We start from the raw sequence: 24,951 nt of genomic DNA, 5'->3' as shown, positions 1-24,951 counted from the left end.
GCCCACCGGCCCGGCAACTCTGCCCCACGCAAGAGAATGCCATGCCTGACATTCTCAATGAAAATTCTTTGTTACATACAGCGCTCGCCTGCGTAACGTAAATATCACCGAGCGCAATGCCCGAATCCGCTTTTACTCAGGTCAGATGGTTAACGTCGACGGCCGAAGCGTGGGATGCGCTCCAATATTTCTTGCGCTCTCCCCGTGACTTGTTCGAGCCCCCGCCCTACACTGCGTCCGAGCTGATGAGCTGCGGCTGGAAGTGCATTGGCGTCCTGCGGATCTTGAATCAGGTCCAGGTCCACCGGCACCAGCTCCGCCGCCGACTCCTCGGCCGGCAAAAACTCGACGCACCAGGACACCAAGGTGTCGATCGCTTCGCACTGCACACTGTAGATGCGGCGTTGGCCCTGGGCGGTCATGCTGACCAGGTCAGCTTCACGCAGAACCTTCAGGTGCTTGGAGACGGTCGGTTGAGATATCTCCAGCTGAACCACCAAGGCACCAACCGCCATCGGCTCGATCTTTAGCGCCTCGATGATCTTGCGTCGGGTTGGTTCTGCCAATGCAGAAAATACTTCGTCAATAGCCACAGACATTACCCTATCGGCATATGGCCTTACAGGAACGAATTTTTTGCCCCTGTTGAGGGTCGAGATTGATCACAGGAAAGCGAACGCCTTAGTCAAACCACGGGTCCAGTCCATAGAGCGGGAAAACTTCCTTACGCGTGGCGATGATCGTACGGTCCACCGGATCGGCCGGGTCATAGCCGACCTCCCAGTTCCGCCACCACAATTGGGCGTCGTCCCCCATCAGGTACGGCACCGCTCGGCCGTAGGTTTCCAGCACATGGCGCCGGAAGCCCTCCGGAACATAGGTGCGCAACGCAATGGGCTTGCCGGCGGCGATGGCCGTCAGGTGGGTCCAGGTGCGCGGCACTACGCCGGTGACGTTGTAGCCGCCGCCTCCGGTAGCCAGCCAGCGGCCCTGGCATACTTCGTCAGCCAGCTGGGAGATGTCCAGAGCCACCTGGCGCTGGGCATCCACCGATAGCTTCAGATTGGTCATGTCGTCATCGCGATGGGCGTCGCAGCCGTGCTGGGACACGATGACCTCCGGATTGAAGGCGCGCACCAGCTGCGGAACCACCGCGTGGAAGGCGCGCATCCACGCGGCGTCCCCGGTCATCGCGGGCAAGGCGATATTCACCGCGCTGCCCTCGGCCTGCGGGCCTCCGGTCTCGTTGGCGAACCCCGTGCCGGGAAAGAGCGAAAGCCCCGACTCATGGATGGAAATCGTCAAGACCCGGTCATCGTCCCAGAAGATCGCTTCGGTGCCGTCTCCGTGGTGGGCGTCGACATCGATATAGCAAACACGTTTCGCGCCGCGCTCCAGCATGCGGTGAATGGCTGCGGCGGCATCGTTGAAGATGCAGAAGCCGCTGGCCTTGTTGCGCTTGGCATGATGCATTCCGCCGGCGAAGTTCACCGCGCGCACGGTTGATTCATCCATGATCGCCTCCGCGGCGATCACCGAACCGCCCACGATCCGCGCGGCCGCCTCATACATCCCGGCAAAGACCGGGTCATCTTCGGTTCCCAAACCAAAGTCGACCGCAATCTGCGTGGGGTCGGCGCTGACCTGCTTTACCTGATCCAGATACTCCTGGTCATGAACGGTTCGCAGCACGGCGTCCCCGGCGACCTCGGGGGCCGAGATGCTCACCGTCGGAGCATCATAAACTTCAAGCTGCTCGCTGAGCCGATGGGTCAGTTCAAGCCGGGCGGGGTGCATTGGATGGTAGTCGCTGAACTTGTACTTCAAATACTGTTCATCCCAGAGCACCAAGGTGGGTTGCGGCGCATGTCGAGGTTCTAACACCCTTGTAGGCTACCCGATTGTGATCCTTGTAACCCATTTATGGCCGTCCGGGACAATTTGCACGTGTTTCGCGGGCCCAAGACGAGCGCATTCGGTTGCGAACGCGTAAATTACAAGGAGAACCCTCCGTCCCAACGAAATGGCGAATTTAGGCGATGAGCACCCAGAGCGAACCGCGCGACAAGGCGCGGGTAGCTGAATTACGCGAAAAGCGGCGCAAGCGGTGGCTGGAGTTGCGCGTGCGGATCGCTGACTTCACCGTCCGCTCCCCCGCACGCTTGGCCCTAGGCGCCTTCCTCGTGGCCATCGCGATATTCACTTCCCTGCTGGCGGCACCGTTCTCCTCGGCTTCCGGGGAAGCGACCGCATTGCACGACGCGCTGTTCACCGCCGTCTCGGCGGTCTGCGTCACCGGCCTGACCACGGTCTCCACCGCGGTCCACTGGTCCTTCGCCGGGCAACTGATCATGATCATCGGCGCCTTCATGGGCGGGCTGGGAATCCTGACCCTGGCCTCGATCCTCTCCCTGGCGGTCTCGCGCAAGCTCGGCGTGCGCGGCAAGCTGATGGCGCAGAATTCCATGAACACCACCGGGGCTTCCGCCCTGGGCGAGGTCGGCTCGCTGCTGCGCATCGTGATCCTGACGGCGGTCAGCCTGCAGGCGTTGATTGCGCTGCTGCTGGTCCCGCGCTTCGCGGTGCTCGGCGAAAACCTGCCTTCGGCCATCTGGCACGGGGTGTTCTACGCGGTCTCCTCCTTCAACAACGCCGGCTTCACCCCGCACTCCGACGGGCTGGTGCCCTACGGAACGGACTTGTGGATCCTCGGCCCGCTGATGTTCGGGGTGTTCCTGGGTTCCCTGGGCTTCCCCGTCATCATGGTGCTGCTCGTCCACCGGTTCAATGCGAAGAAATGGAATCTGCACACCAAGCTCACCCTGATGGTGACCCTGATCCTGCTGGTCGCCGGCGCCCTGCTGTGGCTCGTGGTCGAATGGAATAATCCGCGCACCATTGGGCCCATGGATTCCGGCGACAAGCTCGTCCACGGCCTGTTCGCCTCGGTGATGACCCGTTCTGGCGGATTCAACCTCGTGGACCAAAACGACATGAGCCAGGTCTCGGTGCTCATCACCGATGCGCTGATGTTCGCCGGCGGCGGTTCGGCCTCCACGGCCGGCGGCATCAAGGTGACCACGATCGCCGTGATGTTCCTGGCGATCATGGCCGAGGTGCGCGGCGAGCGCGATGCGAAGGCTTTCGGCCGGCGCATCCCGGAAGGCACCATGCGCGTGGCGGTGTCGGTGGTCGCCCTCGGCGCCACCCTGGTGATGGTGTCCACCGGCTTGCTGCTGGCCATCGACCAAGAGGTCGGCTTCTCCCGCGCGTTGTTCGAATCGATCTCCGCATTCGGTACCGTAGGACTGAGCATGGGAGTCTCCGCAGAGATGCCTCCCGCAGGCAAATACGTACTGAGCGCCCTCATGTTCGCCGGACGTATCGGAAGCATCACCTTGGCAAGCGCCTTGACCATGCGGCATCGCGATACGCTGTATAGCCTCCCCGAAGAAAGGCCGATCATTGGCTGAGAAAAGTATGGAGCACAACGCCCCGGTGCTCGTCATCGGACTGGGACGCTTCGGCGCCTCGGTGGCCGAAACCCTGGTCAAGCAGGGCCGCGAGGTGCTCGCCATCGAACGCAGCCCGGAATTGGTCCAGCAATGGGCCAGCACGCTGACCCACGTGGTGTCGGCCGACGCCACCAATATCGATGCGCTGCGCCAGCTGGGCGCCCAGGAGTTCAGCTCCGCGGTGGTCGGAGTAGGCACCTCGATCGAGTCCTCCGTGCTGATCACCGTGAATCTGGTGGATCTGGGGATCGAGCACCTCTGGGTGAAGGCGATTACGCCGTCCCACGGCAAGATCCTCACCCGCATCGGCGCGAATCATGTGATTTATCCGGAGGCCGATGCCGGGGTTCGCGCGGCCCACCTGGTCGGTGGACGCATGCTGGACTTCATCGAGTTCGATGATGGCTTCGCGATTGTGAAGATGTACCCGCCAAAGGAAACCCAGGGCTTCACGCTGGCCGAATCGCAGGTGCGCTCCAAATACGGGATCACCATCGTCGGGGTGAAAACCCCGGGCGAGGACTTCACCTACGCGGTGCCGGACACGATGGTCACGAGGCGCGACATATTGATCGTCTCCGGGCATGTGGACCTGCTCGAACGCTTCGCCGCCCGCCCCTAAACGGGCGTAGCTACGGCTATGGCGCCGGTACCCCAGTTCGGGGTGCCGGCGCCATAGAACGTTAAATCGCTGGATTAGCCGAGTTCTGCGCTGAGCTGTGCGGCACGCGCGGCGGCGGCCTTGGCCCCGGCTTCGATAATCGCTGGAATCCCCTGCGCATCGAAGGTCATAATCGCTTGCTCGGTGGTGCCCTTGGGGCTCGTGACCGCACGGCGCATATCTGCCGGGTTGGCCTGCGGGTCAGCGAGCATCTTGCCGGCCCCGGCCACGGTGGCACGCGCCAGATCCATGGCGAGCTTCTCGTCGAGCCCCATGGCGATCCCGGCGTTGGTCATCGCTTCGGCCAGGTAGAAGCCATAGGCCGGGCCGGAGCCGGAGATCGCCCCGAGCGCGTTTTGCTGCGACTCGTCGATCACGTGGACCTCCCCGGAACCGGCAAAGAGCTCGGCGACCAGCTTGATTTGCGTCTCGCTCACCGCCTGGCCGGCGCTCAAGCCGACGACTCCGGAACCAACCATCAGCGGCGTGTTCGGCATCGAACGGATCACCGGCTGTCCATCGCGCAACTGCTCCTGCATGGTGGCCAGGGTAATCGCCGCGGCCACCGAGACCACCACGGTCTGCGCGGGCAAGGCTTCGGCAATCTCGGCGCAGAGCGCGGAAATTCCTACCGGCTTCACCCCGAGGAAAACGATATCCGCTTCGGCGGCGGCCTTCATGTTCGCTTCGGGATCTTCGCTGCCGATCAGCACGTTGATGCCCAATTCGCGCAGTTGCGCGGCACGGTTGTCGCTGCGCAGGGTTGCGGTAATTTTCTTCGGGTCATGTCCGGCGCCCAAGATACCGCGCAGGATCGCGCCGTTCATGGATCCGGTACCCAAAAATGCCAGTCGGAGATTATTCGTAGCTTCGCTCATACAGTTATTTTGTCACCCGTTCAGAGTCTTGATTAATTGACAGATGCTGGCGCGCAAATTCGAGGGTCTGGCCCAGCCATTCTTCTTTTTGCCCCGCCTGCCTGGCCTTGCGCGTCGACACTTCCACCGCGACTACGCCATCCCACTGAGAATCACGCAAAAAATTCAGCGATTCAACGACAGGCTGCGTACCCAATCCGGGCACCAAATGTTCATCCTTGCCGTTGTCCAACCCATCACACAGGTGTACGTGAGTCAACCTGTCCCCTAGGTCCTCAAACACTTGGCGGGAGTTCATCGCTGCAATAGCCGCATGGGAAAAGTCCCAAGTGACATGGCGATAATCCTCGGGGACCGGGTTCCAATGCGGGAGATACATCTTGGAGGATTCACGCCCGCGGCTGCGCCACGGGTACATGTTTTCAACCGCGATTTTCATGCCGGTGGAATCGGTCAGCCGGCGTACGCCCTCGACGAATCCTTCGGCATAGTTCCCCTGCCAGCGAAACGGCGGGTGCGCAACAACCACGCTGGCTCCTACCGCTTTCGCCAGGATCACCGACCGCTCGATTTTCGCCCACGCCGAACCCCAGACCTGCTGGGTAAGCAGCAAGGTTGGCGCGTGTATCGCCATAATAGGCAATTGGTATTTGTCCATCAGGGCCATCAGCGCGGTGGCTGACTGACTGGCCTGGTTGCCGGTCACCAACACCTCAAGCCCGTCGTAGCCCACGTCCTTGGCTATCGCGAAGGCGTCATGTACGGTCAGCGGATAGACCGAGGCACTGGATAGTGTCACCGGTACCCGAGGTACACGCTGTTGGTCTTCCATATCCGACCCCTCCTCGTTGCGCCGCTGCATAGCGGCGCCTTTTCCAATGAAGCGCTAGGCCGTTGGTTCGCCAAGACTTAAGGTCTTCAACGAACCCAAGGCAACCTCTCCTACCCCCACGCTACTACTGAGCGGTGTCGAAGAGTCAAACATCACGTGATCAAAACGTCGCAGCATGAGGCCTTCGCGTAACGCCCAAGGGCAGATGCGGACACTTTTGAGTTTTAATGCGCTCATCGCCTCATGAGCAACGATCGCACCGGCGAGCAGCTGCGGGGCACGGATTTCCGAGACCCCTGGCAGTTCGGCGCGTTCGTCCCAGCTCATCGCGGTCAGCCGGTTGGTCCAGAGTTTCAGCGAGTCGCGGTGCAGCACGCGTTTGACGTATGGCCCCTCCCCGCTGGGGGCGGATCCGGTGATCCGCGACAGCGACCGGAAGGTTTTCGAGGTGGCCGTGGCCAGTGTGGGCTTGCCGTATTGGCGCAGTTCGGTGGTCGGGTCGGTGAGCACATCACGCACGTAGTGGCGCAGCTCCCGCACTTCCTTGATCGAAGGCAAGTCATTGGGCAGCCATTCGCGAGTCAGCCTGCCGGCGCCCAGTGGCACGGAGAAGGCGACCTGGGGGAATTCGTCGGTGCCCACCGCAAGTTCGAGCGAGCCACCGCCCATATCCAGGTTGAGGATCGATTCAGAAGACCAGCCGAACCAGCGGCGCACCGAGTAGAAGGTCATTCCTGCTTCTTCTTCGCCGGAAAGCTCCATCAGGCTCACACCGGTTTCCCGGCTCACCCGTTCCAGCACCGCCACGCCATTGGAGGATTCCCGAATGGCAGAGGTGCAAAATCCCATGAAGTCTTCGACCCGATGGCTTTTGGCGAACTCGGCTGCCTCCTTGATGAAGGCGATGAGTTCTTGCTGCCCCTCTTCGGTGATGGCGCCGTACTCGTTGAGGTAGCGCACCAGCGACAACGGTCGTTTATGCGAGGCATAAGAGACCGGTCGGGCGCCTGGGTAGGCGTCCACCAATAATAGGTGGACGGTATTCGAACCAATATCCAAAACGCCAAGTCTCATGGTGCGCTCCTCAACTCAGAGACGAAGTCTACTTCTCGCTCTTCTTGGCGGTGGTTTTCTTCGCCGTGGTCGCCTTCTTGGCCGGGGCCTTCTTGGCTGCGGGCTTCTTCGCGGGAGCCTTTTTCGCTGCCGTGCGCTTCACCGGGCCACGGGCGCGCTTATCCGCCAGCAGCTCAATGGCTTGCTCACGCGTCAGCTCCTCCAAGGAGGTTGTGCGCGGCACGGTGATGTTGGTGACGCCGTCGGTAATGTATGGGCCGAAGCGGCCATCCTTGACCACGATGTTCTTCTCGCTCGTCGGGTCCACCCCGAACTCGGCTAGCGGCGGCACCGCGGCGCGGCGGCCACGCTGCTTGGGCTGTGCGTAGATCGCCAGCGCCTCGTCGAGGGTGATGGTGAAGATCTGCTCTTCGCTGTCGATGGAACGCGAATCGCTGCCCTTCTTCAGATACGGACCGAAGCGGCCGTTCTGCACGGTGATCTCTTCGCCCTCGGCGTCGGCACCGAGCACCCGGGGCAGGCTCATCAGCTGCAGAGCCTCATCCAGGGTGACGGTTTCCACGGTCATGGTCTTGAACAGCGACGCGGTGCGTGGCTTGACCTTGACCGGCTTCTTCGGCGGCTTTGGCTTGCCGTTCTTGTAGTATTCCACCGGCTGCGCGGCGATTTCCTCTTCCGTGAGCTCCGGGATGATCTCGGTGACGTAGGCGCCGTAACGGCCGTCCTTGGCCACGATCTTGCGGCCGGTAGCCTCTTCGATGCCCAGCTCGCGTTCGGAGACCTGGGCGGTGGCGAACAGTTCCTCGGCCTTCGCCGCGGTCAGCTCGTCCGGAGCCAGTTCCTCGGGCACATTCGCGCGCTGCGGGTCGGTGCCTTCTTCGGCGCCTTCCGGGATGGCGCGTTCCAGGTATGGGCCGAACTTGCCCACGCGCAAGGTGATGTCATCGGTGATCTTGATGGAGTTGATCGCCCGAGCGTCAATGTCGCCGAGGTTGTCCACCACGTGCTTCAGGCCCTCCGGGCTGGTTTCGCCCTTGCCGCCGAAGTAGAACATGTTCAACCAGTCGGAGCGCGCACGGTTGCCCTGCGCGATTTCGTCCAGGTCGTCTTCCAAGCGTGCGGTGAAGTCGTAGTCCACGTACTTGGCGAAGTGCTCTTCGAGCAGGCGGATTACCGAGAACGCGATCCAGCTTGGCACCAGGGCGCCGCCGCGCTTGGTCACGTAGCCGCGATCCATGATGGTGGAGATGGTCGGCGCGTAGGTCGAGGGACGGCCAATCTCGCGCTTTTCCAGCTCGGCGACGATGGACGCTTCGGTATAGCGCGCCGGCGGGGTGGTTTCGTGGCCCAGTGCGGTCAGCTCATCCCCGGTCAGCCCCTGTCCCACGGCGAGCTGAGGCAGGCGTGCCTCGGCGTTCTCTGGCTTATCTGCCGCGTCGCTCTCGGAGTCCTTGCCTTCTTCGTAGGCCGAGAGGAAACCGCGGAAGGTGATGACGGTACCGGAGGCAGAGAATTCGGCAACGCGCTGATCGCTAGCGGTGCCCGCGAGCTTGATGGTGGCGGTGAATCCCTTGGCATCTGCCATCTGCGAGGCGACGGTGCGCTTCCAGATCAGCTCGTACAGGGTGAATTCATCCTTGGAGAGCTGGGAGCGGACGTCCTTTGGGCGGCGGAACATGTCACCGGCCGGACGAACTGCTTCGTGGGCTTCTTGAGCGGAGTCGGACTTGCCCTTGTACACGCGGGGGCTCTTGGGAATCGAATCCGAGCCATAAAGTTCGGTGGCTTGGGTGCGGGCGGCGCGGACGGCCTCATTCGACAGGAATACCGAGTCGGTACGCATGTAGGTGATGTAACCGTTTTCGTACAGACGCTGCGCGATCTGCATGGTCAGCTTCGAGCTCCAGCGTAGCTTGCGGCTGGCTTCCTGCTGCAAGGTCGAAGTGGTGAAGGGCGCTGCCGGACGTCGGGTGTAGGGCTTGTCCTCCACGGAGGTGACGGCAAAGTCGCTGTTGGCCAAATTGCTGACCAATGATTCGGCGGCTTCCTGGTTCAGCTCCGCGACCGGGTTGCGGGTGGTCTTCAGCTGGCCGCGGTCATCGTAGTCGCGGCCCGAGGCGACGCGCTTGCCGTCCACCGAGGAGAGCTTGGCGGCGAAGGTTTCCCCAACGGTGGTGGCGAAGCTTCCCTTGACATCCCAGTACCCGGCGGAGACGAAAGCCATGCGCTCACGTTCGCGCTCAACCACCAGCCGGGTGGCGACCGACTGGACACGGCCGGCGGAGAGCCCGCGGGCAATCTTGCGCCACAGAACCGGAGAGATCTCGTAACCGTAGAGGCGATCCAGGACGCGGCGGGTTTCCTGCGCATCGACCAGATCGGTATCCAGCTCACGCATCGAGCCCAGGGCGCGCTCGATACCTTCCTTGGTGATTTCGGTGAAGGCAAGACGGCGTACCGGGACCTTGGGCTTAAGCACCTGGAGCAGGTGCCACGCGATGGCTTCGCCTTCGCGGTCCGCATCTGTTGCGAGGTAGAGTTCGTCGGCATCTTTGAGCTTGGCCTTCAGCTCCGAAACGCGCTTCTTCTTATCCGGGTACACCATGTAATAGGGTTCGAAGTCGTTATCGATGTCGACCGCAAATTTGCCCACGGAAGTTTTCTTGAGCTCGGTGGGAAGCTCGGAGGGCTGGGGAAGATCGCGGATGTGGCCCACCGAGGCGTCCACGTCGAAGCCCTCGCCCAGATATTTGGCGATTGACTTTACCTTGGCAGGAGACTCCACGATAACGAGTTTCTTGCCGGTCTTTTCCTTGGCCTTTGCGGGCACAGCTCTCCTTTTATACAACGCGGTTCCGAACGCTTCCCAGCGAGGTAACGCTCGGGCGGCAATCGCAGCACCATTCCTTGCGACCAGAATCAGTCGCAATTCCCGATGATCTTACACCGAAGAACTGCACAACTTTTCTCTAGCTCGCATCTCCACCCGGGTGCTGGTACTCGGGTAGTAGTGAGATTAAGTAGAACATACGCTTTGAGTCGATGTTGCGTTCTTCGGCCGTGGCCATTGCCTCATACTCGTAAACGAGGTCCAATAATCGCCGATTAAACTCCTTTTGCTTCGCTTCGGGAAGAAACACTAAACCACTGGTCAGCAAGGGTGGGCGGTCGGCATCCGGCTCGATTCCCGACTTGGCTTCCGCCTCGCGCCGCTCCACTTCGGCATTCAGCCTTGTGCGGAACGCGTTCAACTGCACGTTGAGGTAGGCCGTTTTCGCGTTCGTCGAATCGATCTGGGTGTTTAGCTCCAGCCTTTCGCCCGCGGCGCGCCACCGGCGTTCTCGCGCGTCGCCTTCGCTGGCCGCGCGCGCCACGTACCCGTATTTCTCCAGTGCGCGCAAGTGATAGCTCATGGCGCTGGGCGTCAATGAGCACATCGATGCCAGCTCCGTTGCGGTGCGCGTGGTTTGCGATGCGAAAAGCTCGTCGAGCACGATCAGCCGAGCATCATGGGCCAGCGCGCGGATCGCCTGCGGGTCGGTGATCGAGACCACTTGTGGGGGTTGATCTTCCGCGTCGGCGCGCTGCGCGCCGTCTTCCTCGACTGTGTTCCGTGTCATAACGAAAAAGTTTAGCCTTTGTTTCAGATTTTACGAAGCATTCCATGCCGCAGAAGGCGAGCAATAGCTTCATAAAGCCTTTCAGTGAAATTCTCCTCGCCCTCACCGATCAGTGAATCAAGGGCTACAACCAACTGCGCGACCGATAATTCACCATCGCAGGCCGACAGGAATCCGGCCTGCGCCGAGTCCAAAATTTCGGTTCGGCGGATCCCCGCGCCCTGGCGCAAGAGGATCACTCCTGGATGTTCGGCACCGGGGCGCTGATGGCGTTCCTCGGTGACATCTTCTGCGACTAGCAGGTGCCACTGCTTCCATTCTTCTCCGGCTTCGCGCAATGCATCTGCCATCAGAATGTCTCGCTCCAAGGCAGGAGCCAGCGGCTGTTCCACCTGGTGCGGTATCTGTTCGAAGAGACGGAAGGTTACCTCCGGTTGCGCGGGCCGGCGGAAATACACCATGCCGAAACCGACCGCACCGACCTGGCGGGATTCGAAGTCGTCGAGGTAGGCGTCATAGGCGGCCGCGTAGGCGGCGCTGTCCTCGCTTTGCGACGCATCGCGCAACCAGGTTTCGGCATAAACGCTCGGAGTGGCCTGTTCACGTTCAATCACCCAGACGTCCAAGTCATCGGCAAACCAATCGGAGACCCGCCGCGCCCATGGTTCATTGGATTCCTCATCTAGGCGAGGTATCTCCCAATTCGACAGCATCTGCATATGTGCACCGGGGTTCAGATGCTCGGGGGCCTGGGCAATCAGCGTGCTCACCAAGGAATCGCCGGCCATGCCACCATCACGGTAGGTGAAGCGGTCTTGCTCACGCTCGGACTTATTGCGCGGTGTGATCACGAATGGCGGATTGCTGGCGATCAAGTCGAATTTCTGGCCGGCCACCGGTTCGAACAGGCTGCCCTGCAATAGCGTAACCCGCTCTTCTAGCCGCTGCGGGTCCAGCTTCAAAGCTCGGTGGTTGAGCACCAGGTTAAACCGGGTGAACGCCAGTGCGCGGTCCGAAAGGTCCGTGGCGGTCACGTGCTTGGAGTGCGAGAGCAAATGGAATAGCTGTATTCCGCATCCCGTGCCGAGATCGAGGGCCCGTTCAGCGTCCGGACGGACGGTGACCTGCGCAAGCGTGCGCGAAGCATGGCCAATGCCTAAAACGTGGTCCGTGCGCAGAACCCCGGGACGCTGGTGCGAACCCAGGTCGTGAGCCACCCACAATTCACCATCTACATCCGAGCCATGCACCGCCAACGCCACCTTAGCCCGGTACCCCGAGGCCCATGGCTCAATCAACCCGAGCTTGAGCAGCCCGTCGGCACGCACCGTGGGGAATGCCGCGGCGATCGCCGCGACTGATTCCGCCTGTCCCAACTGGAACAGCCGAACGGCGCACGCCAGGGAACCGGCTTCGGGCTGCTTGTTCAGAACTCGAAGCGCCGAGTGGATCTGATCCCGACCATAAGCAGCCACCGCATCATCACCTAATAGCTCGGTGATGGCATCAAAGCCAAACTTCATTGTTGTCAAGTCGGCATGGAGCTTGTCCAGCAACGCGAGGTCGTAACTACTAGGGGCATCTTCAATGGCAGAAAATTCAGCGGCATTCACAGTTCCAAGTCTAACGAGTCCGCGGGTGTTACAAGACTGCGCAACAACTGCCCAACCGCCTTAGGATGTTCGGTATGCCAGTCGTGACCATCACCTATTTGCAGCAGCTTTCGAGTGCCGAAATGCGCCCGAGTGCCAGAAAACTTCCGCAGCATGCGAGGATCGAACGCGCCCAACAGATCTCGGCCGAGTTTTCCCGCTTCCTCTATCAAAGCGTGGGGAGCAAATTGAACTGGGCAGATCGGCTGGCTTCCAGCCGTGAACAATGGGATGCGACGCTGCGCCGTGCGGGCTCTGAAACCTATGTGCTCTACCAGGATGGGGTGCCGAAGGGGTACGCGGAACTGGTGACCGAGGTGACCGAGGCCCAGAGCGAGGTAGAGATCTACTACTTCGGGCTATTCCCCGAAGCCATCGGGCAGGGTCTCGGTGGTCTGTTGCTCAGCGAAGCCAATCGTCGGGCTTGGGATCTGCACACGCGCTTCGAAGATCTCCCGCCGGTGGGCCGGGTGTGGCTGCACACCTGCTCGTTGGATGGGGAAGCGGCCATCCCGAACTACCAAGCACGAGGCTTCAGCGTTTATGACACCACGGCCGAGGAAACCGAAGTAATCGATGCGTCACTCGACCTGTGGCCAAGTTCCTAAGCGCCGATTAAATGCCAGCGCACCGCATGATCTCTAGATCATGCGGCGCGCTGGCTCTTGCCTAGGCTTCGATCGATACTTCGGTGCAGTCTGGGCACCGGCGCAATTCTTCATCCTTGGCGCAGTCTTCACAGAAGAGACGCAGGTTGCGGCATGTCGGGTTCGCGCAATTCTCGAACTTGTTCGTGGGCCCCTGGCAACCGACGCATTCGCCGATGGTCACCGCATCCTCGGAGAATTCGGTGTGCATGCGCTTGTCGAAGACATACAGGGAACCTTCCCACAGGCCCTTGTCACCGTACTGTTCGCCGTAGCGGACGATTCCGCCCTGCATCTGGTAAACCTCTTGGAAACCGCGCTTGACCATCAGCGCGGAGAGCACCTCGCAGCGAATGCCGCCGGTGCAGTAGGTGACGATCGGCTGATCTTTCAGGTGGTCGTACTTTCCCGAATCGAGTTCATCCATGAACTCGCGGGTGGTTTCCACCGCTGGAACGATCGCGTCCTTGAACTTGCCGATCTGGGCTTCGAACGCGTTTCGGCCATCGAAGAAGTGAATTTTCTCCCCAACCTTCTCCTTCGTTTCGACCAGTTCGTGCAGCTGCTCGGGACGCAGGTGGACCCCGCCGCCGACCACACCGTTCTCGTCGATCTCGATCTCGCCCGGGGCGCCGAACGTGACAATTTCGTCACGGACCTTGACGGATATACGCGGGAAGTCTTCGGCCGAGCCCTCGGACCACTTAATATCCATCTTGGTGAATGGCGGGAACTCGCGGGTAGCTTTCACGTATTTCTTGACGGCAGAAATCTCGCCGCCAACGGTCCCGTTGATGCCGTCCTTGGAGATGATAATTCGACCGCGCAAGCCCCAGCGTTCCAGCAGCGAACGCTGCCACAAGCGGACGGCTTCCGGGTCGGGAAGCGGAGTAAATGCGTAATACAAAACGATGCGATGAATGGCCACCATATAAGGGTAGTAGCTTTTCGGCACAAATCGCCGCGCAAAAGAGCAAAGTCACATTCTCGGTCCCGACCATTGTCCGGGTATCAGCATTGACTATAGTTTCAAGTAAGCAACGATTAGCTCAACGTCAGCTAATTCCTAGGTAAGACAAGGTAGGGTCAAAACATGGCATCAAACGCAAGCGATGAACTGATTGGTACCTGGGTAGACGGCTGGGCAGGCGTCCGTGGATACGAGACCCGCCATGAGGGGCGAGTCCACGCGGCCCTCCGTCACGATACGACCGGGGACTGGGAATACGTTATTTATGAGCCTTCCAAGGAAGAGCTCGCAGCGGTCGCCGAGACGCTTAAAAAGCATCCAAAGCGCCGTCTCACCGCATTCGATGACTCGATCGAGGGACTGCTGCGTACCGCCAGCGAGGTTGGCCTTCAGGTGTCCGCAGACGATGAAGTCCTCATGGTCACCGAATTAGCCGTGCACGACGTCGAAGTACCTTTGCCCGCAGATGGCTTCGTCTTCCAGATCGAACGCGACGGCACCCATGCCTATGTATCGCTGCATCCAGAAGACAATCAGGAGATCGTAGCCGCTTCCGGCCACGTCTCGGCAGTCGCCGGATTCGCGATCTTCGACCGCATCATTACCGGTACAGATTTCCGCCGTCAGGGTCTTGGAACTTTGATCATGCGCGCGCTTGCCTCACTGGCCCAAGAGCACGATGTGGACGAGGGCCTGCTCATCGCCTCCGTTGACGGCCAGCAGCTCTACGCTTCCTTGGGCTGGACCTCGCTAGGCAAGGTTGTCCTGTTCAAAGGCTAACCGCCACCATTTCTTCGCTGATCGCCGTCGGAATTATTTTCGACGGCGATAAGCTTTTAACTACCCACCGTTGCTCAGAGAGGCTCTAGACGTGAAGTCCGTGCGCGCGTTGCTGGATCCGTTCAATCGGCAAAACGATCCCGAAGCGGTCATCCATCGCAAGTCGGTGGCCGCGAAAGATGAGATCACCGCGCCATGGCCGACCTGGATCCACGACGCGGTCCGGCAAACCTTTGAGGAACTAGGCATTCAGCGGCCCTGGCTGCACCAGGTGCAAGCCGCGGAATCCGTTCATGCGGGAAACCACACGATCATTTCTACCGGCACGGCCTCCGGCAAATCTTTGGCATATCTCATGCCAAGTATTGACCTGCTCTACCGCACCCGAGAGACCGGCCCCAATGACGCCGAGGCCCAAGGGACCATCTTGTACATCTGCCCCACCAAGGCCTTGGCGGCAGACCAGTTGGCCTCGGTGCAGGCTTTGAAGGTGCCAGGCGTTCGGGCCTCTAGCTATGACGGCGACACCGACCAAGGGACCCGCAGCTGGGTCAGGCAACACGCGAACTTTGTCTTCACCAACCCGGATATGCTCCATCGTGGCATCCTGTCCAACCATCAGGCCTGGTCGCGTTTCTTCAAACGGTTGCGCTACGTGGTCATCGACGAGGCGCATTCATATCGCGGAGTTTTTGGTGCCCACGTCGCAAACTTGATGCGCCGGCTGCGGCGCATCTGCGCCCACTACGGAAACGACCCGGTCTTCATCGGCGCCTCGGCAACCAGCTCGGACCCGGAAGAATCCTTCTCGAGGCTCATCGGCGCCCCGGCACAGGCCGTTACCCACGATTTCTCCGCCTCGGGGGAACTAGTCATCGGACTGTGGGAACCGCCCTTGACCGATCGGACCGGCGAAAATGGTGCCCCGGTACGTCGCACGGCGATCGCAGAGAGCGCCTCAATCCTCACCGATTTAATGGCGGACCATGTGCGCAGCATCGTGTTCATCAAATCCCGCCGCGGCGCAGAGACCATTGCGGCACTCACGCGCAAGCATTTGGAAAAGTTCGCTCCAGAACTCAGCGTCCGCTTGGCGGCGTATCGATCAGGATACCTGCCGGCCGAACGCCGCGAAGTCGAAAAACAGCTGCGCTCCGGCCAACTATTGGGAGTCACCTCGACATCCGCATTGGAGCTTGGCATCGACATCGCCGGATTGGACGCGGTGGTGGTGGCCGGATGGCCCGGAACGCGCGCTTCATTCTTCCAACAGATCGGTCGTGCCGGTAGAAGCGGGCAAGATGCGCTCGCAATATTTGTCGCCGCCGAAGACCCGCTCGACACCTATCTGGTGCACCATCCCGAGGCAATTTTTGAACTCGGAGTCGAAGCGACGGTCTTTGACCCGCAAAATAAATACGTGCTCAGCGGCCACCTGTGCGCAGCCGCCCAGGAACACCCGTTGCGGCCCGAAGAATTAGACCTTTTTGGTCCGCAGACCGAAGAGTTGCTGGACTCCTTGGTGCAACGCGGCTACTTGCGCCGCAGACCGGCCGGATGGTTCTGGACGCATCCACAACACGCTGCCTCGATGTTCTCTATTCGGGCAGACGGTGGTGGCCCGGTCGACATCATCGACGCCGAAACCGGGGCGCTGCTTGGAACCATGGACTCCCCGCAGACGCATTATCAGGCACACCCCGGAGCCATTTACGTGCATCAAGGAGCCAGCTACCACGTTGAAGAACTCGACGAACAGAATCACGTGGTCGTGGTCAGTCGAGTCAATCCGGATTATTACACCAACGCCCGTGACCTGACAACGGTAGAGATCCATTCCCAAGAGCGCAGTAGCAAACATCAAGAACTCGGTATATTTTTCGGCGAGGTCACCGTCACCACTCAGGTCGTCTCGTTCCAGCGCAAATCGGTAGCCTCCAATGAAGTGCTCTCCGAGGAACCGCTGGAGCTGGAAGCTCGTGAGCTCCATACAAAATCTGTGTGGTTCACGCTCACCGAACAGCGGCTACTGGGCGCCGGGCTCACCGTGGACCAGTTCCCGGGCGCGTTGCATGCGGCCGAACATGCCATGATCGGGCTGCTTCCCTTGGTCGCGACCTCGGACCGCTGGGATATTGGCGGGGTGTCAACGGCCCTTCATATGGACACCGGCCACCCCTCCATCTTCGTTTATGACGCCCAGCCGGGGGGAGCCGGATTCGCCGAGCGTGGTTTCGAGCGTTTCCTAGATTGGGTGCGAGCTACCCGAGACGCCATTCAATCTTGCGAATGCGCCCACGGGTGCCCCAGCTGTGTGCAGTCACCGAAGTGTGGAAACCGCAATAACCCTTTGGACAAAAGCGGAGCCATACTTCTGCTCAACACCGTACTGCAGGATATTGAGCCTGCTCATCATCGCTGATCCAACGGTGGTGCACCGGCCCGGGCTCGCGCCGTAGCCGCGTGCAGCTTCACCTCAAGCGCGACGAAGGTCACCGGCACGCTGACGGTTACACGCACAGAGGTTCCTCCGTCTTCCACGGCACAGTGCTCAAGTTCGGCTTCATTGGCCGCCGATACGCTTCGGGCGATCTCGCAGGGATCCCCGGCGCGAAGACCTCTAGCGGTATCTGCGGCGGCTAGCGCCGCTAGATCGGCGGCAGCCGCCGCATGCATCGATGCATGGGTCGCGGCCGTCCAAAGGAGCACCGCCGAGGCCAGGATCAGTGCCACCGCCACTAATGCGGTGGCCGTCACCGTTCCGTTGCCGCGTTCGCCTCTCGCGCTGGCTGGTTCTCTCATTCCAGCGCCACGCTAGCTTCGCCACGGACCTGTATCGGTCCGAGCAATGGAATGCGCACAGACTTGCTGACATGAACTTCGGAGAATCCCCCACCCTGTGAAATCGCATATGTCGCGTCATGTCCGGCGAGCCTGATCCCGCTCGAATGCACTACCGAGCTCTCTTCTCCGCGTGCCAGTTCTCTGGCCATGGCAGCGGCAGCCTGTTGCACTTGGATCTGCTTCATACCCAACACTCCAAAGCACAACAGCAAAGATAAAAACACGGCAACAGCCGGTAGCAGCACCGCGAATTCCGCCGTGCTGCTACCTCTCTCGTCGTTGAAGTTCATTGCCTACAGCGACAGGGCCTTGCTGATAAGACCCATCAGCATGCCACGCACATCCCCACTGGACAGGATGCTGATCAGCAATCCGGCGAAGGCTACGGCGGCCAGAGTGACCATAGCAAATTCTGCGGTGGTTGAGCCCTCTTCGTCAGCAAGACGCTCGGAAAGCATAGCTTCCATACGTTTCATGATTTTTCCTTTCGTTGTTTCCCAAATGCGAAATAATTTGGGGTGGTGCCTTCAGCTTGAGCTACCTGAACGTTCCACGGATTAGGTTCCTTTCAAGCTGGGGATTACTCGTTCAGAGCCCCGGCAGCAAGGCAATAATCAGCGGCACCACGCCCAAGGCAATGAATGCTGGCAAGGCGCATGCGCCCAGGGGCAGCACCAATCTGGTCCCGAATTGCGCGCCCAGCCTTGCGACTCTTTGGCTGCGTTCGCGACGCTGCAACGCTGCCGCATTGCGCAGCAAGCTCGCCGCCGGGGCTCCGGTGACATGGGCGAAGCGCAAAGCCTTTTCAAGTGGTCGCAACCAATCCGGTGCCGAGTGCCAGGCTTTATCCCACTCCATGTTCATTTCCAAGCATCGTGCGACGGTGCAGAGCTGTGCGCCTTGCGGGACACCGCGACCTAGCGTGTCTAAAATGTCTTTAATCGGCATTCCCGAATCCAACAAGCTTGCGCTGACATCCAGAATCAGCTCAACAGGTTGATTCTGGATGTCAGCGGCTTTGGCTTGCGGACGCTTTATGCTCAGCGTTCTTTCGTGCCTCTCGTGGCTTGAAATAGCCAGCAAGACCGCGGCAACCGCACAGCACAACGCGAAGAAAGTCATTGCAGGGCCTGCCGAGTGGTGGTGCGCAGCAGGAACCTGCACCACAGCCGATTGAGCAGCCACAACGCCATCCCGAGGACTACGCTCAGCTGCGCCGCCCATGAGGTGGCTAGGGCACCTAGCACGTCAATGCCTAGAAGGATTCCGGCACCGAACCCAACCAGTGGCAGCCAGGTCAGCAACTTGGCCGTGGCCTTGGGGCCGGCCATGGCGGCGTCGAATGCCTGTGATGCGACCAGGTCTGCTTCCAAATCATCGGCCAACCGTTCCAGCACCTCCGCAAGGCTTGCGCCGCTGCGCTCGGAAACCCGCAAGCACCAATGCATTCGATGCACCGACGAGGGAAGCGCGTTGTTCGCCGTCGGTTCAGTCGGATTAGGCCTCCGAGCACCCAGCCGGTGCGTGGCGCGTAATTGGTGAAGCGCCTGGTGCACCGGACACTGGCTGTGTTCGGCGGCCAGCAAGGCATCAACGGCGGGGTAGAAGGTCAGTCCGCTGCGCACCAAAGCGGCAAGCTCGCGAATCGTGCGGGCGTCTTCGGCCAACGAATTCTTCGGCTCAGCGGACCGTCGCGAGGACCCGAAAATACCGTGTTGCTGCCAGGGACGACCGCCCGTTTCATTTTTAGCTTTGCCAGGAAACCAGAGCCAGAGTGCCACAGCGCTCAGTAGGAGAATCAACATCGCAGTTCAGCCTCCACTTCGAGCCATCCGCTCGGCGAGCGCGCTGAGAGTCGCCTGACCGAGTTTCTGTTCAAGGATCGGCAGCGAAGCCGGGTCCAGGGGTACGCGCCGATTGCTGTCGATCGCAGTGATCACGCTCATGTGTCCGTCTCCCTCGGAGTTCAGGATGCCTAGGGCCACCGGACCGCGTTGTCCCTGTGCTCCGCGCGACATGTGAATAATAAGGTCAAGCGCGCTGGTCGCCTGCAGGGCCGTCGCTTGGAGGTTCCACCCGGCTAGTGCGCCCAGAGCTGCCAGACGGGCGGGAACGGCTTCGGGGTTATTGGCGTGCAGAGTCCCGGCAGCTCCTTGATGGCCGGTATTCATGGCAGCCAAGAAATCTCGGATCTCTGCCCCTCGGCACTCCCCGACGATCAATCGATCCGGTCGCATTCGAAGTGCTTGAACCACCAGATCGCGCAGTTCGATGTTGCCGGCCGCTTCAACGTTTGCCGCACGAGTCTGCATGCCGACCACATGTTGGTGGGTGACGTGCAGCTCTTGGGAGTCTTCCACGACAACGATGCGTTGACCCTCGTGAGCCAGCGAAAGCATAGCCTGAAGCAAGGTGGTCTTGCCGCTGCCGGTGCCTCCGGTGACGAGAAAATTCAGTTCCCGTTTCATGATTTCTTCAAGCAACGGATGCCACCAGCACGCCGCGTGTTCCAGTACCCCGGCGAGGTCCAAGGGCTTGGTTTTCTTAACACGAATCGAGATCAGCGGCCCCTGCGTGGCAATCGGAGGCAGCACCGCGTGGACTCGGTAGTGCTTCAAGCTCATGTCCATAAATGGGCTTGCATCGTCTAGTCTGCGTCCAGCTAGCGTGGCAAGGTGGACTGCCAGCCTGCGGACCTGTTCGGCTGATCCGAAGACGTATTCGGTCGGTTCCAACCCGCGAGGCGAATCGATCCACACCCTGCCCTGCCCGTCAACCAAGACATCGGTCACCTCGGGCTGTTGGGCGAATGGTTCGAGTACCGATAGGCCGGCGACTTCGTCTTGCAGAGCTTTTAGTGATTCGGCGGCTCCCGAGGCGCCCAAGGCGGCCCCAGAATCCTGTACGGCCCCGGCGAGGGCTACCGCATCGAGTTGCCCACCGGTGGCCATCGCCCGCTGACGCACCGATTCGAGGATGCGTTCATCGACTTCGCGACGGGTTGCGCGCCCCGCACCTTGCGCACTGTGTTTGCCCGTGCTCATCTCTTGCTCCCCTCGGATTCTGGCAGGAGCCGCAGGTCCGCTAGCACGTGGCGGACTTTTCGAGAGCGCAGCGCGTCAAAGAGCACTCCGCGTTGTATCGCCCGGGAAATCCTCGGCAAGCTCGCAAAATGCCCTAGGTACTGTCCCGTCGCGGTATTCGAATTTCGCAGGTTCCTTGGACCGCAGCGGATATGGGCTTCGGCCGGCGGTGTGCCGGTATCTTCACAGGTCAGGATCTGCCGGTCAACGAATTGTTCAAGCACCGCACGCTGCGGGTGCACCGCGCGTCCGGTATCGACCACTAGCAGGTCGAAGCCTTGTCTGGCCGCCGCCAATAATCGCACCACCAGTTGTTCATCCAGCTCGCTGGGTGCGGCGCTGGGCGACCAAGTCAAAACCGCGGTGTCTCGCACCGTGGGCAAGGTATCCACCAGCTGGTGCGGTGCCAACGCGCCACCGGAGCGGCACAGCTCTTCCCAGCCGATTCCCGTGGGCGGATCGAGCGTCACCCGCGGCCACAATCCGGTGGAATGAGGATCCAGATCGATCAGCAGGCTCTTCAATCCGCACAGCGTGCCCGCGTGGGCAACGAGCGCCGCCAAGGTACTGGTTCCCAAGCCGCCGGCGAGAGAACCCAAGGAAAGACAATGCGCCTGGCCTGCGCGCATTCCCCAAAGCCCTAGGTACTCCCCCAACCATTGCTGTGCCCTGGGCAAGACGGCCACTCTGGCACGCGGGATTTGGCTAGCCACCGACCACAGCTGTTGGTCGTCTTCTTCAAAGCCGAGGACAACGTCGCAGAGTCCGGGGAATGCCAGTGCTTCGGCGGCCATATCCGCGCCCCAGAGCACCGGGCCGTTGCCGGGAGCCGGCAGATCCTTGAGCTCGGCGCACTGGTGTATGCGCACGGCCGCGCCCAGCGCGATGAGCGCACAGCTTTCGACTAGTCGCTCATCGTGGCTGACCAAGGTGCAGGCTAGTTCGCCAGCGCCCCAGAGGCGCTCAGCGCTTATCGCGGCCGACCTCGGCGCATCGCACGCTTGTTCGGTCGCCACAAACCGCCCATCGCTCTTTACCGGCGGTGAGCCGGAGCTGGGAAAAGATAACCAATTCATAGTTGAACGGTGCCATCGTTTCGCATGGTGCCGGGCCGATGCTTGGCAAGCTGGGGATATTGTCCGTCTTCAATGCACAATAGAACAATGAGCATGCTTGCCTTTATCGCCGCTGACCCCGAAGGCTACGCCATCCTCGAACTTCGCCACGCACTAAGTGGCAAGCCAGTGCTCCCGGGCCGCCCGGTGTCCAAAGCCCACTTCCCGGCGGCCGTTCGCACCATTGAAGACGAACACGCCCCACGGTGGGTCATGCTGCGCACCGCGGACTGGATGCCCTCCTTGCTGGCAGCGGGAGTCTTCATTTCCAAGGCGCACGTACTTTCGCTCTCCCAACGAATCCTGCACCGCAGCCCACTGAGCGCGCAGCAACTAGACGACATCGATCTGGAAAACCCGCACAGCCCGGTTACCCGGCCCAATCAAGACGCCTTATTTGAGACTCCGGTCAACGGGGAAAGCTTGGACGAAGTCGTGGCCATGTATGTGCGCCAACGCCAGGCCCTGCCCGATGAGCCGGCAGCGCGCCGAAAGCTTGAATTGCTCATTCATGCCGAGTCGGTCGGTGCGCTTGTTGCCTGCGAAATGGAGCATGCCGGGCTTGCCTGGAACGAGGCAGATCACCGCGCGCTGCTGCGGGAGAAGCTTGGGCCTGCGGTCGGCGAAGGGATGCGTCCGGCCAAACTCGCCCACCTGGCCGAGGCCCTCGGACAGGCCTTGCGGTGGCCCGGGCTGAACCCGGATTCCCCGCACGACCTGCTGCGTGCCCTGCACCGCGCAGGTTTTTCGGTCCAGTCGGTGCGTGCCTGGGAGCTGGAACAGCTCAAGGATCCGCTCATCGAGCAGGTCCTTGAATACAAGAAGCTTTCCCGGCTGGCCAGCACGCACGGGGACGCGTGGCTTGACCAATGGGTCAAGAACGGGCGGTTCCACCCGCATTACGTGCTAGGCACCGTCGCCTCCGGGCGCTGGGCCGCCAGCGGTGGAGGAGCGCTGCAGCTGCCCCATTCGATCCGCCAGGTGGTGCGCACCGGCGCAGGGCGCACCTTCGTCATCGCCGACGGCCGGCAGCTCGAGCCACGCATTCTCGCCGCGATCTCCCAAGATCGCCGGCTCCAAGAGGCGGGCCAGCAAGATGACCTTTATCAGTGGCTCATCGATGCCAGGCTCGTCTCGGACCGCAACGAGGCGAAATTGGGAATGCTCTCGGTCATCTACGGCGGCGGGGGCGGCACCTCCGGTGCGGTGGGCGTCGCCTTGAAGAAGAACTTCCCGCAGGCCATGGCGTATGTGGATCAGGCCGCGAAAGCAGGCGAGCGCGGCGAAGGAGTACAAAGCTGGCTAGGCCGCGGCTGCCCGCCGGCGGAAGAAAGTTGGGTGCAAGCCCAGCGGGCTACCAAAGATGAGGCCGGGCAGCGAGCCGCCAATGCTGCGGCACGGTCGCGTGGCAGGTTCACCCGAAATTTCGTGGTGCAGTCAACCGCCGCCGAGTGGGCATTGGTGTGGATGGGCCATGCCCGTCATCTGATTCGCCAGGCCGGCTGGGCCCAGTCCTGCCAGCAGGTGTTTTTCGTTCACGACGAGGTCGTTTTCGAGTGCCCGGTAGAACTGGCCGATCGCCTTGGTGAGTTGGTGCGCCACGCGGCGCTGCTCGCCGGACGCACGCTCTTTGGCGGGCACAGCCCAAATTTTCCGGTCAGCGTCGCTATTTCGCAGAACTATTCCGAAGGAAAATAGCCGCTTACTTCAACTTGATTTCGCGTTGCGCGTTCCAAGGTTTGTTCCAGCCCAACTCGGCAAATAACCGATCGATCACGATCGCGGTGAATCCCCAGATCAGGTGTCCCTCGTATTCGAAGGCCGGGGATTTGAAACGTTGGGCCCCGCGCTGCACCACCGCGGTCAGCCGGTTATGCGGATCGAGCAGATGCGTTACCGGCGCCCGGAAGACATCCGAGCTCTCGCGCAGGTCCGCCGCATAGACCCTGGACTCGGTGTGCCACCAGCCCACCACGGGGGTGACCAAGAAGCTGGACACCGGAAGCTCCGTTTCGGTCAATTGGCCAAGAACTTCAATCCCTGAAATATCAACCCCGGTTTCTTCCCACGCCTCGCGCAGTGCCGCAGCGCTCGCCGAACCATCCTCGGGATCTATCCCACCGCCGGGGAAAGCGATCTGCCCGGCATGTTTGCGCAGCGTGGAGGCGCGCTCCACAAAAAGCAGGTCAAGGTCCTCGGGTTTGGCCGCTTCGTGCACGCCCCGCCCGGTGGCCGATCCGAAGAGGAGGAGCACCGCTGCCTTGCGCACGCTGTTGGCGTCCATCTGGTTAAAAACCCAGTGTTTCGGAAGTTTTACCGTAGAGCCCATTTTTTGGGCATGGGTCGCGATGACTTTTTCCAGCTCAGCACGTGCACTCATGCGTCCAGTCCGTATCCTTCGGCGCGCAGTTCCCGGCGGGTGGACCCCTCGAGCATTTTCTGCAGCAGTTCTTCGCGTCCCGGAGCGAGCTCATACTTCAGCAATTTCTGTGCCTTCGCCGGAATCTCCTCGCCCATCCCGGAGGACGGGCAGAGCGTTGCCAAGACGCAGGCGCCACAGGCCGGCTTGCGGGCATGGCAGACTCGGCGGCCGTGGAAGACCACGCGATGGCTGAGCATGGTCCAGTCGCGCTTTTCGAATAATTCGCCCACGGCGTGCTCAACTTTAACCGGGTCGGTTTCGCCGGTCCAGCCAAAGCGGTTGGCGAGCCGTCCGAAGTGCGTATCCACGGTGATGCCCGGGACGCCGAAGGCGTTTCCCAACACCACATTCGCGGTCTTCCGCCCCACCCCGGCAAGCTTAACCAGGTCTTCGAGCCGAGCGGGGACCTGGCCGCCATGGCGCTCCACCAGCGCGGCCGAGAGCCCCAGCAGGGATTCTGTCTTAGCGCGGAAGAATCCGGTGGGCCGGATCAGTTCTTCAAGTTCGCCGCGTTCGGCCTGGCTCATCGCCAGCGCGTCGGGATACCTTGCGAAGAGCCGTGGGGTGATCGAATTGACGCGGACGTCGGTAGTTTGCGCGGAGAGCACCGTTGCCACCAGCAGCTCGAAGGGATTCTCGAAATCCAGTTCGGCCACCGCATAGGGGTATGCCTCGGCCAACAGGCGGTGCATCTTCCGTGCCCGCCGTTTGAGTCCGATCTCTGTTTCAACTTTCACTTTTGCTGCCACGAGATGATCGTGTCATGAGCCGGGAAAAATATCACTGTTTGCCTGCATTTCACCGCGCCCTGATGACCGTTCGGCGCACAAAATGCCCGCTGCAGGGCCCGTCAGTGAC

At 61.1% G+C, this 24,951-nt stretch carries 24 protein-coding genes; 6 read left to right on the top strand and 18 right to left on the bottom strand.

The features are described from left to right. Window positions 1-149: 149 nt before the first annotated feature. A complete protein-coding gene (locus ACT3TP_RS05810) occupies window positions 150-599 on the bottom strand; it encodes an ArsR/SmtB family transcription factor (RefSeq protein ID WP_444616304.1) in 450 nt (149 codons plus the stop codon). A gap of 82 nt (window positions 600-681) precedes the next feature. Next, on the bottom strand, window positions 682-1,797 hold the full coding sequence (locus tag ACT3TP_RS05805; RefSeq protein WP_444616347.1) for an acetoin utilization protein AcuC: 1,116 nt from the start codon (window positions 1,795-1,797) through the stop codon (window positions 682-684). 242 nt (window positions 1,798-2,039) lie between these two features. Here ACT3TP_RS05805 and ACT3TP_RS05800 point away from each other — a divergent pair, with 242 nt between their 5' ends. Together ACT3TP_RS05800 and ACT3TP_RS05795 are read left to right on the top strand one after the other, a co-directional pair. Then, window positions 2,040-3,473, top strand: coding sequence for a TrkH family potassium uptake protein (locus tag ACT3TP_RS05800; protein ID WP_444619829.1), 1,434 nt, complete (start codon window positions 2,040-2,042; stop codon window positions 3,471-3,473). A gap of 7 nt (window positions 3,474-3,480) precedes the next feature. Further along, window positions 3,481-4,137 (top strand): potassium channel family protein, encoded by a 657-nt coding sequence (locus ACT3TP_RS05795; RefSeq protein ID WP_444619895.1) that lies wholly within the window; start codon window positions 3,481-3,483, stop codon window positions 4,135-4,137. Between the two features lie 74 nt (window positions 4,138-4,211). On the opposite strand, the gene proC is transcribed toward ACT3TP_RS05795, so the two are convergent. The 6 genes from proC to ACT3TP_RS05765 form a co-directional block, all read right to left on the bottom strand. After that, window positions 4,212-5,054: a pyrroline-5-carboxylate reductase gene (gene proC / locus ACT3TP_RS05790; protein ID WP_444619827.1), complete on the bottom strand. Its 843-nt coding sequence runs from the start codon at window positions 5,052-5,054 to the stop codon at window positions 4,212-4,214. A 4-nt stretch (window positions 5,055-5,058) separates the two neighbouring features. Then, window positions 5,059-5,916 carry a sugar phosphate isomerase/epimerase family protein gene (locus ACT3TP_RS05785; protein ID WP_444619825.1) on the bottom strand — a complete coding sequence of 286 codons (858 nt, stop codon included), beginning with the start codon at window positions 5,914-5,916 and terminating at the stop codon, window positions 5,059-5,061. 24 nt (window positions 5,917-5,940) lie between these two features. Beyond that, window positions 5,941-6,960, bottom strand: coding sequence for a Ppx/GppA phosphatase family protein (locus tag ACT3TP_RS05780; RefSeq protein ID WP_444619823.1), 1,020 nt, complete (start codon window positions 6,958-6,960; stop codon window positions 5,941-5,943). A 28-nt stretch (window positions 6,961-6,988) separates the two neighbouring features. Further along, complete coding sequence (gene topA / locus ACT3TP_RS05775; RefSeq protein WP_096283387.1) at window positions 6,989-9,790, bottom strand: type I DNA topoisomerase; 2,802 nt, start codon at window positions 9,788-9,790, stop codon at window positions 6,989-6,991. A 139-nt stretch (window positions 9,791-9,929) separates the two neighbouring features. Then, the gene (locus ACT3TP_RS05770) at window positions 9,930-10,580 is read right to left on the bottom strand and encodes an ArsR/SmtB family transcription factor (protein WP_105650052.1); all 651 of its coding nucleotides are present in this window, start codon (window positions 10,578-10,580) and stop codon (window positions 9,930-9,932) included. 23 nt (window positions 10,581-10,603) lie between these two features. Beyond that, entirely contained in the window at window positions 10,604-12,193 is a 1,590-nt protein-coding gene (locus ACT3TP_RS05765) for a DUF7059 domain-containing protein (RefSeq protein ID WP_444619820.1), read from the bottom strand. 74 nt (window positions 12,194-12,267) lie between these two features. Between ACT3TP_RS05765 and ACT3TP_RS05760 the strand changes: the two genes are divergently transcribed. Further along, entirely contained in the window at window positions 12,268-12,840 is a 573-nt protein-coding gene (locus ACT3TP_RS05760; protein WP_096283382.1) for a GNAT family N-acetyltransferase, read from the top strand. Between the two features lie 61 nt (window positions 12,841-12,901). Here ACT3TP_RS05760 and trhO read toward each other — a convergent pair whose 3' ends face one another. Beyond that, entirely contained in the window at window positions 12,902-13,807 is a 906-nt protein-coding gene (gene trhO, locus ACT3TP_RS05755) for an oxygen-dependent tRNA uridine(34) hydroxylase TrhO (RefSeq protein WP_096283550.1), read from the bottom strand. A gap of 165 nt (window positions 13,808-13,972) precedes the next feature. Between trhO and ACT3TP_RS05750 the strand changes: the two genes are divergently transcribed. Beyond that, complete coding sequence (locus ACT3TP_RS05750) at window positions 13,973-14,629, top strand: GNAT family N-acetyltransferase (RefSeq protein ID WP_096283380.1); 657 nt, start codon at window positions 13,973-13,975, stop codon at window positions 14,627-14,629. 91 nt (window positions 14,630-14,720) lie between these two features. Continuing rightward, complete coding sequence (locus ACT3TP_RS05745) at window positions 14,721-17,051, top strand: DEAD/DEAH box helicase (protein ID WP_096283378.1); 2,331 nt, start codon at window positions 14,721-14,723, stop codon at window positions 17,049-17,051. Here the strand turns inward: ACT3TP_RS05745 and ACT3TP_RS05740 are convergent. From ACT3TP_RS05740 to ACT3TP_RS05710, 7 genes are all read right to left on the bottom strand, one after another. Continuing rightward, window positions 17,042-17,431: an Rv3654c family TadE-like protein gene (locus ACT3TP_RS05740; RefSeq protein WP_444619817.1), complete on the bottom strand. Its 390-nt coding sequence runs from the start codon at window positions 17,429-17,431 to the stop codon at window positions 17,042-17,044. The two genes, ACT3TP_RS05745 and ACT3TP_RS05740, sit on opposite strands and share 10 nt — an antisense overlap. Continuing rightward, window positions 17,428-17,763, bottom strand: coding sequence for a TadE family type IV pilus minor pilin (locus ACT3TP_RS05735; protein WP_444616287.1), 336 nt, complete (start codon window positions 17,761-17,763; stop codon window positions 17,428-17,430). The genes ACT3TP_RS05740 and ACT3TP_RS05735 overlap by 4 nt, the downstream gene beginning before the upstream one ends. A gap of 3 nt (window positions 17,764-17,766) precedes the next feature. Then, window positions 17,767-17,949 carry a DUF4244 domain-containing protein gene (locus ACT3TP_RS05730; protein WP_096283372.1) on the bottom strand — a complete coding sequence of 61 codons (183 nt, stop codon included), beginning with the start codon at window positions 17,947-17,949 and terminating at the stop codon, window positions 17,767-17,769. Between the two features lie 112 nt (window positions 17,950-18,061). Continuing rightward, entirely contained in the window at window positions 18,062-18,595 is a 534-nt protein-coding gene (locus ACT3TP_RS05725; protein WP_444616285.1) for a type II secretion system F family protein, read from the bottom strand. Beyond that, complete coding sequence (locus tag ACT3TP_RS05720) at window positions 18,592-19,140, bottom strand: type II secretion system F family protein (protein WP_444619815.1); 549 nt, start codon at window positions 19,138-19,140, stop codon at window positions 18,592-18,594. Before ACT3TP_RS05720 ends, ACT3TP_RS05725 begins: the two co-directional genes overlap by 4 nt. 144 nt (window positions 19,141-19,284) lie before the next feature. Next, a complete protein-coding gene (locus ACT3TP_RS05715) occupies window positions 19,285-20,517 on the bottom strand; it encodes a TadA family conjugal transfer-associated ATPase (RefSeq protein ID WP_444619813.1) in 1,233 nt (410 codons plus the stop codon). After that, entirely contained in the window at window positions 20,514-21,572 is a 1,059-nt protein-coding gene (locus ACT3TP_RS05710) for a hypothetical protein (RefSeq protein ID WP_444619811.1), read from the bottom strand. Before ACT3TP_RS05710 ends, ACT3TP_RS05715 begins: the two co-directional genes overlap by 4 nt. Before the next feature lie 147 nt (window positions 21,573-21,719). Here ACT3TP_RS05710 and ACT3TP_RS05705 point away from each other — a divergent pair, with 147 nt between their 5' ends. Next, entirely contained in the window at window positions 21,720-23,369 is a 1,650-nt protein-coding gene (locus ACT3TP_RS05705; protein ID WP_444619809.1) for a bifunctional 3'-5' exonuclease/DNA polymerase, read from the top strand. A 4-nt stretch (window positions 23,370-23,373) separates the two neighbouring features. Here ACT3TP_RS05705 and ACT3TP_RS05700 read toward each other — a convergent pair whose 3' ends face one another. Together ACT3TP_RS05700 and nth are read right to left on the bottom strand one after the other, a co-directional pair. Further along, the gene (locus tag ACT3TP_RS05700) at window positions 23,374-24,051 is read right to left on the bottom strand and encodes an NUDIX hydrolase (RefSeq protein ID WP_444616275.1); all 678 of its coding nucleotides are present in this window, start codon (window positions 24,049-24,051) and stop codon (window positions 23,374-23,376) included. After that, the gene (nth, locus tag ACT3TP_RS05695; RefSeq protein ID WP_444619807.1) at window positions 24,048-24,842 is read right to left on the bottom strand and encodes an endonuclease III; all 795 of its coding nucleotides are present in this window, start codon (window positions 24,840-24,842) and stop codon (window positions 24,048-24,050) included. Before nth ends, ACT3TP_RS05700 begins: the two co-directional genes overlap by 4 nt. Window positions 24,843-24,951 lie beyond the last annotated feature (109 nt).

Origin of the sequence: Glutamicibacter sp. AOP38-B1-38 (genome assembly GCF_052377485.1) — a bacterium.
Lineage (GTDB): Bacteria > Actinomycetota > Actinomycetes > Actinomycetales > Micrococcaceae > Glutamicibacter.
This window is presented reverse-complemented; position numbering and strand designations above follow the sequence as displayed.

Excerpts from the sequence above, each read along its gene's own strand:
- ACT3TP_RS05810 (WP_444616304.1), bottom strand. The coding sequence starts at position 599 with ATGTCTGTGGCTATTGACGAAGTATTTTCTGCATTGGCAGAACCAACC.
- ACT3TP_RS05805 (WP_444616347.1), bottom strand. The coding sequence starts at position 1,797 with ATGCACCCCGCCCGGCTTGAACTGACCCATCGGCTCAGCGAGCAGCTT.
- ACT3TP_RS05800 (WP_444619829.1), top strand. The coding sequence starts at position 2,040 with ATGAGCACCCAGAGCGAACCGCGCGACAAGGCGCGGGTAGCTGAATTA.
- ACT3TP_RS05795 (WP_444619895.1), top strand. The coding sequence starts at position 3,481 with ATGGAGCACAACGCCCCGGTGCTCGTCATCGGACTGGGACGCTTCGGC.
- proC (WP_444619827.1), bottom strand. The coding sequence starts at position 5,054 with ATGAGCGAAGCTACGAATAATCTCCGACTGGCATTTTTGGGTACCGGA.
- ACT3TP_RS05785 (WP_444619825.1), bottom strand. The coding sequence starts at position 5,916 with ATGCAGCGGCGCAACGAGGAGGGGTCGGATATGGAAGACCAACAGCGT.
- ACT3TP_RS05780 (WP_444619823.1), bottom strand. The coding sequence starts at position 6,960 with ATGAGACTTGGCGTTTTGGATATTGGTTCGAATACCGTCCACCTATTA.
- ACT3TP_RS05770 (WP_105650052.1), bottom strand. The coding sequence starts at position 10,580 with ATGACACGGAACACAGTCGAGGAAGACGGCGCGCAGCGCGCCGACGCG.
- ACT3TP_RS05760 (WP_096283382.1), top strand. The coding sequence starts at position 12,268 with ATGCCAGTCGTGACCATCACCTATTTGCAGCAGCTTTCGAGTGCCGAA.
- ACT3TP_RS05750 (WP_096283380.1), top strand. The coding sequence starts at position 13,973 with ATGGCATCAAACGCAAGCGATGAACTGATTGGTACCTGGGTAGACGGC.
- ACT3TP_RS05740 (WP_444619817.1), bottom strand. The coding sequence starts at position 17,431 with ATGAGAGAACCAGCCAGCGCGAGAGGCGAACGCGGCAACGGAACGGTG.
- ACT3TP_RS05735 (WP_444616287.1), bottom strand. The coding sequence starts at position 17,763 with ATGAACTTCAACGACGAGAGAGGTAGCAGCACGGCGGAATTCGCGGTG.
- ACT3TP_RS05730 (WP_096283372.1), bottom strand. The coding sequence starts at position 17,949 with ATGAAACGTATGGAAGCTATGCTTTCCGAGCGTCTTGCTGACGAAGAG.
- ACT3TP_RS05725 (WP_444616285.1), bottom strand. The coding sequence starts at position 18,595 with ATGACTTTCTTCGCGTTGTGCTGTGCGGTTGCCGCGGTCTTGCTGGCT.
- ACT3TP_RS05715 (WP_444619813.1), bottom strand. The coding sequence starts at position 20,517 with ATGAGCACGGGCAAACACAGTGCGCAAGGTGCGGGGCGCGCAACCCGT.
- ACT3TP_RS05705 (WP_444619809.1), top strand. The coding sequence starts at position 21,720 with ATGAGCATGCTTGCCTTTATCGCCGCTGACCCCGAAGGCTACGCCATC.
- ACT3TP_RS05700 (WP_444616275.1), bottom strand. The coding sequence starts at position 24,051 with ATGAGTGCACGTGCTGAGCTGGAAAAAGTCATCGCGACCCATGCCCAA.